Here is a 13,826-nt window from a genome sequence, read left to right on the forward strand (position 1 = left end):
CGGTGCACGCGAGGGAGCACCGTCGGCTCCGACAAGTCCGGGCAAAGATAACACGCACCGTCTCGTCTCGTTTTGCCGCGCGATCGTTCAGAATGTGTGTCATGACCCTTCCGCGCAGTGGACCCGTCCGCAGCGAGGCGGCACGCCTGGCGATCCTCGACGCGGCCGTCGCACTGTTCGTCGAGCGCGGCTACGACCACCTCACGATCGAGGGCATCGCTCGACGTGCGGGCGTGGGCAAACAGACCATCTACCGGTGGTGGGCGAGCAAGGGCGACGTCATCGCCGAGGCCATCCTCGAGGGGCGCATCCTCGGCGGTCAGCGAGAGCTGCCCGACACGGGCGACCCCCGAACCGATCTCGCCGCCTGGCTGACGGACCTCTTCACCCTGCGAGCGAGTCCCGACGGAGAGGGGTTGCTGCGATCTCTCGTGGCCGCCGCGGCGGGCAGCGCCGAGACCGGTCGACGGCTCCGGGCCGAGATCCTCGCCGCCCCGCTCACCGAGAGCCTCTCGCGGGCCATGGGCGGCGTCACCGGCCCCCGACTGCACGCCGCCGCCGACGCCCTGCTCGGAGCCGTGATCCTGCGGGCCCTCAGCCGCGAGGAGTTCGACGCAGAAGACATGCTCACCCTCGTAGACGCGATCGTGGGCAGCGCTCCCCCGCACTGAGAGATCGGCCGGGTCACGGCATCCGGATACCACAACGGCGAAGCCGACGTCCAGACCGGGCGCGCACAGTCGCATGACGTACAATCGTGTTCAGCAAGGGGAGTACTCCCACCGCGACGTTCTCGTCAATACGGATCACGCCATCGTGAGCCCGGGACGTCGGCCCGTTTCCGGGTGGAGGAGACCTTGGTGTCTTGTCGCACACCTACTCACCCTTGGAGGTCGCCATGGGCGTAACCCCTTTGATCTGGATCATCACGATCGCGATCACCATCGCGTTCTTCGTGTTCGAATTCTTCGCTCACGTCCGCAAGCCCCATGAGCCCTCGATCGCCGAGTCAGCCCGCTGGTCGGCTTTCTACATCGGTCTGGCCCTGCTGTTCGGCGTCGGGATCGGCGTGTTCTCCGAATGGACCTACGGCGGGGAGTACTTCGCCGGGTACCTGACCGAGAAGGCCCTCTCGATCGACAACCTCTTCGTGTTCCTGATCATCATGACGGGGTTCGCGGTGCCGAAGATCTACCAGCAGAAGGTGCTGATGATCGGCATCGTCATCGCGCTGATCATGCGCGGCGCGTTCATCGCGGTGGGCGCGGCGCTGATCGAGAACTTCTCCTGGATCTTCTACATCTTCGGTGCCCTGCTGCTCTTCCTCGCCTACCGCCAGGCCTTCTCGCACGGCGAGAGCGACCCCGCCAACGGCAAGTTCATGCGCTTCGTCCGTCGCGTCCTCCCCGTGAGCGAGGAGTACAACGACGACAAGCTGACCGTCCGCAAGAACGGAAAGCGCTTCGTCACCCCGATGCTGCTGGTCATCATCGCGATCGGCTTCATCGACCTCGTCTTCGCCGTCGACTCGATTCCGGCCATCTACGGCCTGACGAACGAGGCATACATCGTCTTCACCGCCAACGCCTTCGCACTCATGGGACTGCGCCAGCTGTACTTCCTCATCGGCGGCCTGCTGGAGCGTCTCGTCTACCTTGCACAGGGCCTCGCCGTCATCCTGGCGTTCATCGGCGTGAAACTCGTCTTCCACGCTCTCCACGTCAACGAGCTGCCCTTCGTCAACGGCGGGGAACCGCTGCTGTGGGTTCCGGAGATCCCCATCTGGTTCTCGTTGCTGTTCATCGCGGGAACGGTGGCCGTGGCGACGTTCCTCAGCCTCCGCAAGACCCGCAACGACGACAAGAAGAAGGATCGCGAGACCTTCGACGGCGAGAAGGTCATCCACGCCCCCGAGGACTGACGTCCGAACGAAGGGCCCGCGGCGACGGCCGCGGGCCCTTCGTCGTTCCTGCCGCATCCCCGCGGTGAGCGCAACCCCGGCGATCGGCGGGCACCGCCGCCCTACCGTGGCCGACATGACGCGATTCGGCTACACCCTCATGACCGAGCAGAGCGGCCCCAAAGCCCTCGTCGACTACGCCGTCGGCGCGGAACGCGCCGGCTACGACTTCCTCGTCTCGAGCGACCACTACTCCCCGTGGCTGACCAGCCAGGGCCACGCCCCTTACGCCTGGACCGTGCTCGGAGCGGTCGCGCAGGCCACCACCGATGTCGAGTTGATGACCTACGTCACCTGCCCGACGGTCCGGTATCACCCCGCCGTCGTCGCTCAGAAGGCCGCCACCCTGCAGCTGCTGTCCGACGGCCGCTTCACGCTGGGGCTCGGGTCGGGTGAGAACCTGAACGAGCACGTGGTGGGCGAGGGATGGCCGGCCGTCCACGCGCGGCAGGACATGCTCGTCGAGGCGATCGAGATCATCCGTGCTCTGCACACCGGGGATCTGGTCACCTACGACGGCGAGTACTTCCGCGTCGACTCGGCTCGCGTGTGGGACGCCCCCGAGGGCGGCGTCCCGATCGGTGTCGCCGTCTCCGGCGAGCACTCGATCGCGCGCTTCGCCCCTCTCGGCGACCACCTCATCACCACCGAGCCCGACGGCGAGCTGATCCAGGGCTGGGACGAGCACCACGAGGGCGCGTCCCGCAAGATCGGTCAGATCCCCATCAGCTGGGACCCCGACAAGGAGACCGCGATCGCCCGCGCCCACGACCAGTTCCGGTGGTTCGCGGGCGGGTGGGCCGTGAATGCCGATCTGCCCACGCCGGCCGGCTTCGCGGGCGCGTCGCAGTTCGTCCGGCCGGAAGATGTGGCCGAGTCCATCGCGTGCGGTCCCGACCTCGACGAGCTCGCCGAGAGCGTGCGTCCCTTCATCGACGCGGGCTTCACCGACATCGCCATCGTTCAGGTGGGTGACGCGCAGCAACAGCGCTTCGTCGACGAGATCGCCGCACCCCTGCTCGAGAAGCTTCGAGCTCTCTGATGGTTCGGGGTGCGCTCCACGCGCACCCCGAACTCACCGACGGCCGACGTATCCCGCCTCGGCGACCCACCGTTCGAGCTTCCACACGGGAAGACGGAAGATCCGCGCGACGGTGACGACCGAGTGGCCGGCCTCGGCGGCGGCGGCCACCGCGAACTCGCGGAGCGAATCGAAATCACGCCCCGCGAGGATCCCCTCACGCAGATCCGAGAATGTGCGAGGTTCCCGCGGTGCGGCGGCAGTGCTCGGCGCGACGAGCACGTAGCGGGGACTCCCCTTCCCGCCCTGGTGGGACGCGGAATCGTGAACCCCCGAAGCTGCGGCTGACGGGGCCGGAGGCTGATCGGTATCCGATGCGTGCACGACGGTGGCGTCTGCTTCCGCGGCCCACGGCGCCGGCGGAAGCGGGCCTCCCCCGATCTTCTGGGTCGACGGGATCGGTGCCGGATCGGGCGCGCTCGGCTGCGCGAGACCGATCGGCTCCGGCATATCGGCGCCGGCCCTCGCTGTGGTCCATGAAGCGGCGGGGAGTTCGTCGCCCCACACCACCTCGCTCGGAACCACGTAGGGGCTCGGCGCGGGGACTTCGGAAGAGGCGGACATCCATGGCGCGGGCGGAAGCTCCCCGCCCCACGTCACCTCGTGCGACACGTCAGGACGGCTCGACTCATCGCGATCGAAGCCGCCTCGCGCGGTCTCGCCGAAAAGCTCCGAGAGTTCGATCTCGAAGGTCTCCGCGAGGGCCACGAGGGTCGCGAGCGATGCCGTCGAGCGCCCGGACTCGATCGCGCGTACGCGGGATTCCGAGATCCCCGCCTCGAACGACAGGGCGACGACGCTGAGATCGCGCTCGCGCCGCAGCTCGCGCACGCGATCGGCGAGCGCGTTCAGCACAGCATCGAGGCGGACGTCGGTGGCCACGTGGGTCATCGCTCCCCCGCGGAACGATCTGACGAGGTGTACGGCCCCCGTTCGGCGATCCGCGCGCCCCGAATGCTCGTTCCCTCGACGAGATACTGACGGCGGACCGGGGGACGTGCGTCCCCCGCGCCGAGCGCTTCTGCCGACACCGTGCTCCCTCTCGGACGTAGATACGTCGATTCGTGTCCGGGGGAGACACTGAACACTATCGCGTCCGACGCTCGCCCGACGGCCCGACCTGCCGAATAAGGTGGGCGCATGCGCCGCCCCTCGCTCCTCGCCGGGGTCATCACCGGGGTCGTGGCCCTCTCCTCCTGCTCGGCTGAGGTCCCCTCCGTCCCGCCCTCCGCCGCTCTCCCACCCCGAGCCGCAATCGACTACCAGCTGGGCGGCCCCTACGACCCGCCGGATTCCGTACAGATCGTGGTTCGCGACCGCACCGCGCAGCCGGCCGAGGGGGCGTACTCCATCTGTTACGTCAACGCCTTCCAAACACAGCCTGGCGAGCAGAGCGACTGGCCCGCGAGCACCACACTGTCTCGCAGCGGTGCACCCGTCATCGACCCCGCCTGGCCCGACGAGGTCATCCTCGACACCTCGACCGCCGACAAGCGCGCCCTCATCGCCCAGACCGTCGCTCCGTGGATCCGAGGGTGCGCGGCATCCGGATTCCGCGCGGTCGAATTCGACAACCTCGACACCTTCACGCGCACCGACGGCGCGATGAGCTTCGACGACAACGCGGCTCTCGCTCGAGTGCTCGTCGACCTCGCGCACTCCTCGGGTCTGGCCGCGGGGCAGAAGAACGCCGCGGAGTTCGCGGCCGCGCTGAAAGACGCGGCGGGCTTCGACTTCGCCGTCGCCGAGGAATGCGCCGCTTTCGCGGAGTGCGACGCCTACACCGGGGTGTACGGCGACCAGGTCATCGATATCGAGTACGCCGATCGACTCCCGCGAACCTTCGCCGACGTGTGCGCGGATGCCGCGACCCCGGCTTCGACGGTCCTGCGCGATCGGAAGCTCTCGACACCGACGGATCCCGACTACGTCTTCGCCACGTGCGCGGATCGGTCGGGCTGACCGGCGGCTCTCGCACGCCGGTCAGCCGCTCTCACACGCCGTCGCGCAGGTCGCGGAAGAACGTGTCGACGTGAGTGCGCAGCGCCTCCACCCGGCGGTCGCGAGCCGCAGCCGCATCGTGACCGAGGTAGGCCGGTGGATCCAGACGCCGCGCGTTGCGGGAGCATTCGAACCGCGCGCACACCAGGGTGCCGACGGTGTTCCCCGCGCGTCCGGCCTTGCCCGCCCGACGCGCGGAGAAGAACACGACGTCGTTCGGCAGCGTGACATCGGAACACCATGAGCACTGCGGGCGCGTGCGTGTGGGCTGCTCGGTCTGCCGAAGTTGCAGGCCGACGGGGCTTCCGTCGATCTCGGCGATCACGAAGCCGAGCAGCGGGGTCTTGGCGTCGCGCCAACCGAAGTAGTCGAGACGGTCCCACGCGGTGGCGTCGAGGTCGGCGGGAACGACGATCGAGCTGCGTTCGCGGAGCGAGACGTTCACGAAGCTGGATCGAATGGCGGAAGAAGAGAGAGCGTGCATGGGACGTCCAGTCGATGGGCCGCGGCGCGCGCGGCGGCGCGGCGGCGCGCGCGGCGGCGCGGCGACGAACGCGCGATCGGATCGCGCGGCGATGCGCCCGTCACGAAGAGGACGAGCGAGGAGGGCGCTCACCCGGCAGAGCGGGGCACCCGCGCCGGTCACCCGGCGAGGAAGACGGCCTGGACAGTGCCTGTGCCGTCGGCGCTCCACGCGCCGACGACCCCCTCACGCCCGGAGGGCATCGACGAGGTGATGGGGGACATGGCCCCAGGATACGCCGATCAGGCGCGAAACGCTGCCGAACCGAGCACACGCTCGACGGCCATCTCGAGGACGACGCGGTCGGGGTTGGGGCGCGGCTGACGGTAGCGCGCCGCGTACAGCTCGACCGCGTGCGCCACGGCATCCGGATCATCGCTCACCCGAGCAGCGCCCTCGAAGCTGATCCACTGCGCGCCGTCGACAGAGCAGATCGAGGCGCGGCCGCTGCGCTCGGCATTGACGAACTTCTGCGTCCCGCGCGATCCGATCACCCGGACGACACCGTCCTCGTAGGTGAACCCGACGGGCACCGCGTGCACGCGACCCGAGCGCCCCACGGTCGACAGGGTGGCCAGGTGGTACTCGCGGAGGAAGGAGAGGGCGTCGTCGGTCAGCACTGTTCCAGGGTGCCACGTCCGACGAGGTCGGTGACCGTCTTGTCGGCGGCATCCCATCGTCGAATCCCGACGGCCCGGCCCGAGATGTCTCTCCCGCCGTTGTCCGCGAGGACACCCAGCGCCTCGCCCATGCGCTCCAGCGGAACCCGCCGAGCCAGGGTGACATGCGCGGTCCACGCGCCCGGCACCGTGTGGTCGACGTCGGAACCGGGTCCGGCGAGCTCGTGGATGCGGGTGTGCAGAGCCAGCAGCGCCAGCGAGGGTACGACCGTGCGAGCGATGACACGATGCCGTCCCGCACCGAAGAGCACCGGGGCACCGAGCACGAGCGAGAGGGGGAAGATCTCTTGCAGGACGGCAGCGTCGAACGGTGCCAGTGCGGATCGGACGAGCAACGTCACGTGGGGCCGGTTGCTCTCTCCCCGATGCCGCGCCTGGCTCGGCAGATCCGCGGCGAGCAGGGCATCCCACTCCGCGCGGACGGCGGCGTCGGTCTCGTGATCGAAGACGAGCTCGAGGCTGACGACGTCCGTCATCGAGGAGTCACCGGGTCGACCACCACGCGGCCGCCACGAGCAGCGGCTGGAAGAACAGCCGCCCGAAGCGCTTCTTGTCGGTGTCGAGCCCGAACGCCGAGCGTCCCTTACGCCATTGATCGATGTTGCCGGGGAAGATGGCCACGAAGAAGGCCGCGAGCGCAGCACCGATGCGGCGCCGCTCTTTGGGAAGGACCAGCAGCGACAGTCCGAATGCGGCCTCCACGACCCCGGATGCCACGACCACGGCGTCGCGATCGAGAGGACCTTTCTCCACGAGAGCGTCGGGCACCTGCGCCTGGAAGTCCCGACGCGCGAAGGTCAGGTGTGAGACACCGGCGAACACCATCGCCAGGGCGAGAGCCCAGCGCACAACAGATTTCATGGACTCACCGTAGGGTGCCCGTCTGTCGCACAGGTCGGGCTTGACGGCACCCGCCACGGAAGTCCCGCCCGGCCATCGCCGACCGCTACGACACACGTCCCGATTGCGCAACCCCAGGCCTCCCACGTCGCGCGGCGATTGACTGTCACCAGACGAAGGAGGTGCACCGTGACCATGACCGACCCCGCCACCCGCGAGAGCCGGGAGCAGGACCTGGATGCCCTCCTCGTGCGCGCGGCGATGGGCGACTGCGACGCTTTCGTGGAGTTCTACGACGCGACGGCACCGCGGATCTATGCGGTGCTGTTGTCGCTGACGGGTGTCGCGGGGATCGCTGACACTCTGCTCGAGGGAATCTACGTCGAAGCGTGGGAGCGCATGCGAGGGCGAACCGCTCCCCCGTGCCCGGGTGTCGAGTGGGTATCGTCGATCGCCCACCGGCACGCGCGAGCGCACCGCTGAGAACTCGACGATTCAGCGCGCGTCGGAGGTGACGGCCTCGGTGACGTCGTCGAGCTCCAGAGTCAGGCCTCCGGAAGAGTTCGCGGAATTCGCGAGCGAGTGAAGGAGCGCCGGGTCGAGGACCTCGGCTTCCGCGGAGGCGAAGACGAATCGCAGCGGAATGGACGGCTGTATCCACAGGGTGCTCCGGCCGGTCGGTTCACCGGAGGGATGCCGCCATGACATCGTGAAGCTCTCCCCGCGCCGCAGCTTGGTCGCGACGACGACTTTGATGTGAGCGAGGATGCGGTCGGGCATGCGGATCGGACTCGCGGAAGACCCGTAGAACAGTGAGCCCATCGGCCTCTCCTTCCCGGGTGCGTCCTGCCGGAAATGATACGAGATCACGACCGTCGTGCATATGAACCGAGAAAGAAGTCTCGACGCGACCCCAGGTTGTTGGACTGGAGCCGGAATAAGCCGGTCGGCTGGAATCTCGGCAACCTAACTAGACTGCTCAGACGGGGCCCAACCCCGAGGAGACCTATGACGCTCGAGACCGAACACGATCACGCGAAGACGGCAGCGCGCGCGGTAGAACGGCTCCGCTTGGCGGAAGCGCGGCTTGCTCGTCGCCGGCAGTCCGATTGCGGCCCCAGCGAGAATGCCCGCGCGGCGATGAGGCTCATCCTGGAACGCGCGGATGCCGGGGGGAGCCTGACGCCGACCGAGATCGCACAGTCCTTGGGCATCTCCACAGCGTCGGTGACAGGAATGCTCGACCGCCTGCGCGCGGGCGGCCTCGTCGACTTCGTCGCCAACCCGTCGGACCGCCGGAGCAAGTTCGTCGTCCCGTTCGATCGCGACACAGACCCGGATGCGATCGATCCTGTGACCGCCCGCGTCCGCGAGTTCGCCCTGGGACTGCCCAGCGACACCGCCGACCAGATCGCCGCATTCCTCGACCGTGTCCGAGAGGTCGTCGACGCCGAATGCGCCTGAGTCGGCTCAGCCCGACGACGTCAGGACGGACTCGGGGTCGGGCTCGGCCGTGACGCTGAGTCCTTGCGGGGAGCTGGCTTCGTCCATGAGGTCCTCGATCCACCGACGATTCAGCTGCGGCGCACGACTGCCGTAGAAGTGAAAGACGAGCGGGATGGACGGAGAGATCCAGAGCGTACGCGTGCCGCTGCCGTCGCCCATCGGGAAGTGGAACATGAACGACTCGCCTCTACGCAGCTTGTTCATGAAGACCATGCGAAGGTGGGAGAGCGTCCGATCTTCGATATCGAACGAATGACCCGCGGTGTTGTAAACCAGTTTTCCCACGAAGTGAGTCTATATCGCTTCACCCGATTAACTACCTCGACCCCGGCGGGTGCCACCTCGACTAGAGTTCCGAACGTGGCGAGATCATCTCGGCCGAAGCGGCCCCGACGACGGCTCCCCCGCGCGCTTCTCGTCGCTGGCGCAGTCGTCGCGATCGTGGCGGTCATCGCGGGAATCGGCGTCGTCGGAAGCCTGGTGACCACTCTCTTCCAGACCCTGTCGGCGAAACCACCGGCCGTCGACACCCGGATCGTCGCACCGAACGAGTCCAAGGCCGCCCAGGCCGCTCGCTCGGGCGGTGGCGACGCCGACGAGGTCGCCGCCGCGCAGTGGCTCTCCTTGCAGCCCACCACCTACTGGCTCACCCCCGAGATCGACCCCGTCGACGAGGTGTGGGATCGCATCGCACACCTCGCAGCGGAAGCTCGCGATCAGAAGGCGTCGCTCTCGATAGCGGTCTACGGGCTGCCCGACCGCGACTGCGGAAACCACTCGGCCGGAGGCCTCGACCCCTCGTCATACGCGCAATGGACGAAACGCATCGGCGATGCCCTGCGCAACGCGTCGGACCTCCAGAAGATCGTCGTGCTCGAACCCGACAGCATCGCTTTGTCCTCCTCGTGCGGGTCCGTGAGCGATCGCGCCGGGTACTTGCAGCAAGCTGTCGAGAGCATCCGTGGCACCAACACGTGGATATACATCGACGGCGGCCACTCCGCCTGGCACCCTGCCGCTGAAATGGCGGGGCTCATCCGGGCGATGGGGATTCTGCCCGAAGTGCGCGGCGTCGCCCTGAACGTCTCGAACTACCAGGACACCGCCGCCGAGTTCGCCTACGCGCACGCCCTGTCCGATCTTCTCGGAGGCACTCACGCCGTGATCGACACCTCGCGCAACGGCGCAGGGCCGGCGGGCTCGGAATGGTGCAATCCCTCCGACCGCCTGGTCGGCAGCCCGGGCGGCTCGTACGGCGACGACGTCGTCGACACCAACCTGTGGATCAAGCCTGCGGGCGAGAGCGACGGCGAGTGCAACGGCGGTCCCGCCGCGGGCGTGTGGTGGCCCGCCGCGGCAGCGGAACTGACACGCGAACAGCGCTGAGCTCCGAGTCGACCGCGTCGCAGCCGCGATGTGTGCCAAAATTGCGCTCGTCGCGCTGCGACGCCGCGACTCGGGGAAGAACGCGGGCACGGTCCCGTGCGAAGCCGGAAGAGTGGGTGACATGAGCGACAGCACCGAGATGCTGAAAACAGCCGTGATCGTGGAAGACGATCCCGATATCCGCCACCTGCTTGTCGAAGTGCTCGAGTCTGCGGGGTTCTCGACCGTCTCCGTCGGGAACGGCATCGACGGGGTTCGCGCTGTCATCGCGTATCAGCCGCTGATCACCACGCTGGACGTCAACATGCCGGGCATCGACGGCTTCGAAGCCGCGCGTCGAATTCGTCAGAAGAGCGACACCTACATCATCATGCTCACCGGTCTCGAAGAAGAGGCCGACGTCGTGCTCGGCCTCGGCGCCGGCGCCGACGAGTACGTCGTGAAGCCGTTCCGCCCCCGCGAGCTTCGCGCGCGCATCGAAGCGCTGCTCCGCCGCCCCCGCGCCGGGGAGTCCGCCGCTTCCTCGGCCCCCCGCCAAGACAGCGTGGGCCCGTCCTTCCCCGCCGGGCGCCCCGAGGCACCCGTCGCACCGCAGGCGGCGAATGCCCCTTCCACGGCGGCCGTCATCGTGCCGTCCTCCCAGGGCCCGGAGCCGCGCGAGGCTGCGCCGGGTGGCGAGATCGTCCCCCGCTCGGCGGCCGGAGAACTCACGCCCACCGGTGGCGCCTGGGTGGCTCACCGAGATCTGCTGCTCGATCCCGACAGCCGCCTCGTGCGCGTCGGCGGGGAGGAGCTGGAACTCACCCGCACGGAGTTCGACCTGCTCGCGACCCTGATGGAGTCCAAGCGGCGGGTGCGCAGCAAGGCCGACCTCACTCTGGTCCTGCGCGGCGAGTCGTACGTGACGAGCTACTTCGTCGGAGAAGCCGACAAGCGGGCGATCGAAGCGCACATGACCAACCTGCGCCGCAAGCTCGGCGACAACCCGGCCAACCCGCGTTACATCGAAACGGTACGCGGGGTGGGCTATCGCCTCACCTCGGAGTTGCTCTCCACTCCCTGACGCCCCTAGACATGACGGATGCCTCGACCCTCCCCAGGGCCGAGGCATCCGTGTTTCTGATGCGTTCGGGCGTATCAGATCTTGCGTCCGTCAGACCTTGAAGCCGTGGTGGCGACGGACGAGCTTGGAGAACATGAGGAGCGTCTGAAGAACGGTCACGACGCCGACGATGGGCCAACCGATCCACAGGATCGACGACTGCACCATGGGGCCGACCATGACCCAGATCACCGCGAGGGCGATGGCGACGGCGATGAGCACGACCATCGGCGTCCAGTGTCCGAGTCCCCCACCGCGCTCGGCCTTGGCCTGCATCGCCCAGTTGTCGACCTTCTTGCGCGAGAGGAATCGGGTCCACGAGCGGACGAAGTGACTGATACGGATCCACATGAAGATCTCCGCGGGGAAGAACAGCACCGCGAACAGGACGTCTGTGCGGTCGACGTTCTTCATCGTGCGGGCGATGCGGAGGTTCAGCAGCATGGCGATCACCGGCGGGATGAGCCACAGCGGCGAGAAGACGAAGGCGTGGATCGTCAGCGACCCGGCGAGAAGGGTCAGGAAGGCCACGCGGACGAAGAGGTTCGTGAGCATGCCGAAGTTCTCGAACCAACGCAGACGGAGATTCGGGTGGAACGGTTGCCCCTTGGTGTCGCCGCGCTGTCCGGGCCACATCAGCTCGATGGCGCCATAGGTCCACTTCACCTGCTGGGCGTCGTAACCGGAGAGCGTGGTCATGCCGCCCACATCGGCGCGGGCGTACGGGCTGATCTTGGTCAAGTAGCCCGCGCTCTTGATCTGCAGGGACAGCAGGGAGTCCTCGACCTCGGAGTCCTTCACCCACGGGGTGCTCTGGTGGTTCTGTTTCATCGCGTCGCGCAGGGCGTTGGTGGAGAAAATCGAGAACTGACCGCCGAGCACCGCCATGTTGCGACCGCGCAGCATGTTCTGCAGGTTGAACGCCGCGAACTGCGTGCGCTGGCCGGCGGTGAGGAACCGGGCGACGAGGCCCTTGATGGGCTTGTCGTCGATCGTGTAGATCGCAGAGATACCGCCGATGCGGGAGTCGGAGATCGCCTCGGTCTCGAGGTACTCGACGGCCTTGCTGTCGGCGATGGTGTCTCCGTCGACGCCGAGGAGGTAGTCGTACCCCTCGACGAGGGAGTACCCGTAGTTGAGCGCGCCGACCTTCTTGTCGGGGTTCTTGCCGATGTCGTGGACGAAGACCTCGGTGAACTGCTCCCCGAGCTCGGTGCTCAGCTCGTGCGGGCCGCTGTACTCGGAAGCGATCTTCACCGTGGCGTCGGAGGTGTTGTTGACGACCACGTGGATGACGTCCGGCACGCGGGTCTGAGCGAGCAACGCCTCGATGACGTCAGCGATCGACTCTTCCTCGTTGTAGGCGGGGATGACGCAACCGATCGTGGAACGGTGCACCGACGTGTTCTCGAGCACCGCGGCGAAGTCATCGGCGAAGCCGTGCTCGCCTGCGGCTCCCAGCGCGCCCGGGTGCATATCGAAGTCCCGGGTGTGGGGGGTGAAGCTGCGCGCATCGGTCATGGCGGTGTCTTCCTGTCGGTTCTCGCGGCGTATCGGCCGAGTTCCACTCTGGTAGGTTCGCCGCAAGACGACCGCTGCACACGACCACCGTCCCCGCAAGATTTCCGCAAGATTGCGACGGGCACCTGAAGGAGACGACCGTCCGTGATCGTCCTCGCTCTGCTGGCATCCATCGCCGCCGCGGGCGTCGCCCTCACCATGCTGTTCCTGGCGCACGGGCGACCCGAGGACGACCGCGGCGGACCACGCGCGGACATGGTCCGGTATTTCGGCATGGCGGCCATCGCCGCTTTACTGTGCGGGGCGCTGAACGTGATGGAGACCGCGTGGGACTCCGTGGCAGCCGCGGCCGCCGGGAACGCGACCAACGTCATGGCGGTCGGTCTTCTCTGGGCGGGCGCGCGACGACTGAACGGTCGGCGCGCAATCGGCGCGATCAGCACCGGCGCCGGTGGCATCCTGCTCTTGGGCCTGACCTTCCTCGTGCCCCTCGACGATGCAACCCTCCTGAAGACGGCCGGCCTCGTCGTGTTCTCGGCTCTCGGCGCGCTCGAGTGCGCTCGCTCTCCCGTGGGGCGACTGAGCGGAGCTCGTCTGCTCTCCTGGACCCTGAGCCTGTACGCGCTCTACAACCTCGCCCGTCTGCTCGCCGCCGCCGTCTCCGGTATGGCGCCGCTGCTGCGTCACGGCCCCGTCTCCCCCGAGACCACGGCTGCGGTCAGCGCAATCGCGATCGCGCTGGTCTCGGTCGGCGCCGTATGGATCGGTCGCCAGCTCGACGACGACCCCGCTCCCGGCACCCGTGCGCACGACCGTGGCACTCTGCGTCGCGAGACCGCACGGCTCATCGTCGAGCACCCCGGTGTGCGGGCGACCCTCGTGCGCGTTCCCGAGATCGATCTGATCCGCGCTGCCCACAGCAGCGAGCGCGGCGAAACGATGCTGCGCACCGTGTCGGACGCCGCCGCCGACGTCCTACCCGATGTCGTGACCGGGATGCCCACCCGCGACACGGTCTTCGTCGTCCACCCCGCCGCGACAGCTGCGGCAGAGGTCGAAGAGTCTTTGCGACGCGCATTCGCGCGACGCATGCCCTCGATCGACTACGACGACGTCCCCGACCTCGTCTTCGAGCACTACCTTCTGAGGGACGTCGATGATCTCTCCTGGCTCATGGAGAGCCGCCGGGCACGGCCTCGCCTGCGGCAGCCGAGAGCCGACTGAGG

The 13,826-nt window shown here is 67.9% G+C and carries 17 protein-coding genes; 9 read left to right on the forward strand and 8 right to left on the reverse strand.

The window, feature by feature from the left end:
• Positions 1-101: 101 nt before the first annotated feature.
• From QE454_RS01610 to QE454_RS01620, 3 genes are all read left to right on the forward strand, one after another.
• A complete protein-coding gene (locus QE454_RS01610) occupies positions 102-671 on the forward strand; it encodes a TetR/AcrR family transcriptional regulator (protein ID WP_210072319.1) in 570 nt (189 codons plus the stop codon).
• 227 nt (positions 672-898) lie between these two features.
• Entirely contained in the window at positions 899-1,921 is a 1,023-nt protein-coding gene (locus tag QE454_RS01615; RefSeq protein WP_210072320.1) for a TerC family protein, read from the forward strand.
• Between the two features lie 115 nt (positions 1,922-2,036).
• Positions 2,037-3,002 carry an LLM class F420-dependent oxidoreductase gene (locus QE454_RS01620; RefSeq protein ID WP_267786138.1) on the forward strand — a complete coding sequence of 322 codons (966 nt, stop codon included), beginning with the start codon at positions 2,037-2,039 and terminating at the stop codon, positions 3,000-3,002.
• A gap of 33 nt (positions 3,003-3,035) precedes the next feature.
• On the opposite strand, the gene QE454_RS01625 is transcribed toward QE454_RS01620, so the two are convergent.
• Complete coding sequence (locus QE454_RS01625; protein WP_307458710.1) at positions 3,036-3,932, reverse strand: helix-turn-helix domain-containing protein; 897 nt, start codon at positions 3,930-3,932, stop codon at positions 3,036-3,038.
• Between the two features lie 249 nt (positions 3,933-4,181).
• Between QE454_RS01625 and QE454_RS01630 the strand changes: the two genes are divergently transcribed.
• Positions 4,182-5,003 carry an endo alpha-1,4 polygalactosaminidase gene (locus QE454_RS01630; RefSeq protein ID WP_307458706.1) on the forward strand — a complete coding sequence of 274 codons (822 nt, stop codon included), beginning with the start codon at positions 4,182-4,184 and terminating at the stop codon, positions 5,001-5,003.
• 31 nt (positions 5,004-5,034) lie between these two features.
• Here the strand turns inward: QE454_RS01630 and QE454_RS01635 are convergent, their stop codons facing one another.
• The 4 genes from QE454_RS01635 to QE454_RS01650 form a co-directional block, all read right to left on the reverse strand.
• Positions 5,035-5,526, reverse strand: a complete 492-nt coding sequence (locus tag QE454_RS01635; protein ID WP_210072324.1) for an FBP domain-containing protein — start codon at positions 5,524-5,526, stop codon at positions 5,035-5,037.
• Positions 5,527-5,807: 281 nt separating this feature from the next.
• The gene (locus tag QE454_RS01640) at positions 5,808-6,185 is read right to left on the reverse strand and encodes a PPOX class F420-dependent oxidoreductase (protein ID WP_307458703.1); all 378 of its coding nucleotides are present in this window, start codon (positions 6,183-6,185) and stop codon (positions 5,808-5,810) included.
• Entirely contained in the window at positions 6,179-6,721 is a 543-nt protein-coding gene (locus QE454_RS01645) for a 2'-5' RNA ligase family protein (RefSeq protein WP_210072326.1), read from the reverse strand. Before QE454_RS01645 ends, QE454_RS01640 begins: the two co-directional genes overlap by 7 nt.
• Before the next feature lie 7 nt (positions 6,722-6,728).
• Positions 6,729-7,106: a hypothetical protein gene (locus QE454_RS01650; protein ID WP_210072327.1), complete on the reverse strand. Its 378-nt coding sequence runs from the start codon at positions 7,104-7,106 to the stop codon at positions 6,729-6,731.
• 168 nt (positions 7,107-7,274) lie between these two features.
• Between QE454_RS01650 and QE454_RS01655 the strand changes: the two genes are divergently transcribed.
• Positions 7,275-7,568, forward strand: coding sequence for a hypothetical protein (locus QE454_RS01655; RefSeq protein ID WP_210072328.1), 294 nt, complete (start codon positions 7,275-7,277; stop codon positions 7,566-7,568).
• Positions 7,569-7,580: 12 nt separating this feature from the next.
• On the opposite strand, the gene QE454_RS01660 is transcribed toward QE454_RS01655, so the two are convergent.
• The gene (locus QE454_RS01660; protein ID WP_210072329.1) at positions 7,581-7,907 is read right to left on the reverse strand and encodes a hypothetical protein; all 327 of its coding nucleotides are present in this window, start codon (positions 7,905-7,907) and stop codon (positions 7,581-7,583) included.
• A 318-nt stretch (positions 7,908-8,225) separates the two neighbouring features.
• On the opposite strand from QE454_RS01660, the gene QE454_RS01665 reads away from it, so the two are divergent.
• Positions 8,226-8,549 (forward strand): MarR family transcriptional regulator, encoded by a 324-nt coding sequence (locus QE454_RS01665; protein WP_210072330.1) that lies wholly within the window; start codon positions 8,226-8,228, stop codon positions 8,547-8,549.
• A gap of 6 nt (positions 8,550-8,555) precedes the next feature.
• Here QE454_RS01665 and QE454_RS01670 read toward each other — a convergent pair whose 3' ends face one another.
• Entirely contained in the window at positions 8,556-8,876 is a 321-nt protein-coding gene (locus QE454_RS01670; protein WP_210072331.1) for an ATP-dependent DNA ligase, read from the reverse strand.
• Positions 8,877-8,951: 75 nt separating this feature from the next.
• On the opposite strand from QE454_RS01670, the gene QE454_RS01675 reads away from it, so the two are divergent.
• Together QE454_RS01675 and QE454_RS01680 are read left to right on the forward strand one after the other, a co-directional pair.
• On the forward strand, positions 8,952-9,977 hold the full coding sequence (locus QE454_RS01675) for a glycoside hydrolase family 6 protein (RefSeq protein WP_307458694.1): 1,026 nt from the start codon (positions 8,952-8,954) through the stop codon (positions 9,975-9,977).
• A gap of 121 nt (positions 9,978-10,098) precedes the next feature.
• On the forward strand, positions 10,099-11,040 hold the full coding sequence (locus QE454_RS01680) for a response regulator transcription factor (protein ID WP_210072333.1): 942 nt from the start codon (positions 10,099-10,101) through the stop codon (positions 11,038-11,040).
• Positions 11,041-11,130: 90 nt separating this feature from the next.
• Here QE454_RS01680 and QE454_RS01685 read toward each other — a convergent pair whose 3' ends face one another.
• Complete coding sequence (locus tag QE454_RS01685; protein WP_210072334.1) at positions 11,131-12,600, reverse strand: glycosyltransferase; 1,470 nt, start codon at positions 12,598-12,600, stop codon at positions 11,131-11,133.
• Positions 12,601-12,744: 144 nt separating this feature from the next.
• Here QE454_RS01685 and QE454_RS01690 point away from each other — a divergent pair, with 144 nt between their 5' ends.
• On the forward strand, positions 12,745-13,824 hold the full coding sequence (locus QE454_RS01690; RefSeq protein WP_307458689.1) for a hypothetical protein: 1,080 nt from the start codon (positions 12,745-12,747) through the stop codon (positions 13,822-13,824).
• Positions 13,825-13,826 lie beyond the last annotated feature (2 nt).

It is taken from the genome of Microbacterium sp. SORGH_AS_0454, assembly GCF_031453395.1.
Lineage (GTDB): Bacteria > Actinomycetota > Actinomycetes > Actinomycetales > Microbacteriaceae > Microbacterium.

Bases quoted from the DNA above. Each gene is read 5' to 3' on its own strand.
- QE454_RS01680 (WP_210072333.1), top strand. From the start codon at position 10,099: ATGAGCGACAGCACCGAGATGCTGAAAACAGCCGTGATCGTGGAAGAC.
- QE454_RS01645 (WP_210072326.1), bottom strand. From the start codon at position 6,721: ATGACGGACGTCGTCAGCCTCGAGCTCGTCTTCGATCACGAGACCGAC.
- QE454_RS01615 (WP_210072320.1), top strand. From the start codon at position 899: ATGGGCGTAACCCCTTTGATCTGGATCATCACGATCGCGATCACCATC.
- QE454_RS01620 (WP_267786138.1), top strand. From the start codon at position 2,037: ATGACGCGATTCGGCTACACCCTCATGACCGAGCAGAGCGGCCCCAAA.
- QE454_RS01610 (WP_210072319.1), top strand. From the start codon at position 102: ATGACCCTTCCGCGCAGTGGACCCGTCCGCAGCGAGGCGGCACGCCTG.
- QE454_RS01630 (WP_307458706.1), top strand. From the start codon at position 4,182: ATGCGCCGCCCCTCGCTCCTCGCCGGGGTCATCACCGGGGTCGTGGCC.
- QE454_RS01625 (WP_307458710.1), bottom strand. From the start codon at position 3,932: ATGACCCACGTGGCCACCGACGTCCGCCTCGATGCTGTGCTGAACGCG.
- QE454_RS01665 (WP_210072330.1), top strand. From the start codon at position 8,226: ATGAGGCTCATCCTGGAACGCGCGGATGCCGGGGGGAGCCTGACGCCG.
- QE454_RS01635 (WP_210072324.1), bottom strand. From the start codon at position 5,526: ATGCACGCTCTCTCTTCTTCCGCCATTCGATCCAGCTTCGTGAACGTC.
- QE454_RS01650 (WP_210072327.1), bottom strand. From the start codon at position 7,106: ATGAAATCTGTTGTGCGCTGGGCTCTCGCCCTGGCGATGGTGTTCGCC.
- QE454_RS01685 (WP_210072334.1), bottom strand. From the start codon at position 12,600: ATGACCGATGCGCGCAGCTTCACCCCCCACACCCGGGACTTCGATATG.
- QE454_RS01660 (WP_210072329.1), bottom strand. From the start codon at position 7,907: ATGGGCTCACTGTTCTACGGGTCTTCCGCGAGTCCGATCCGCATGCCC.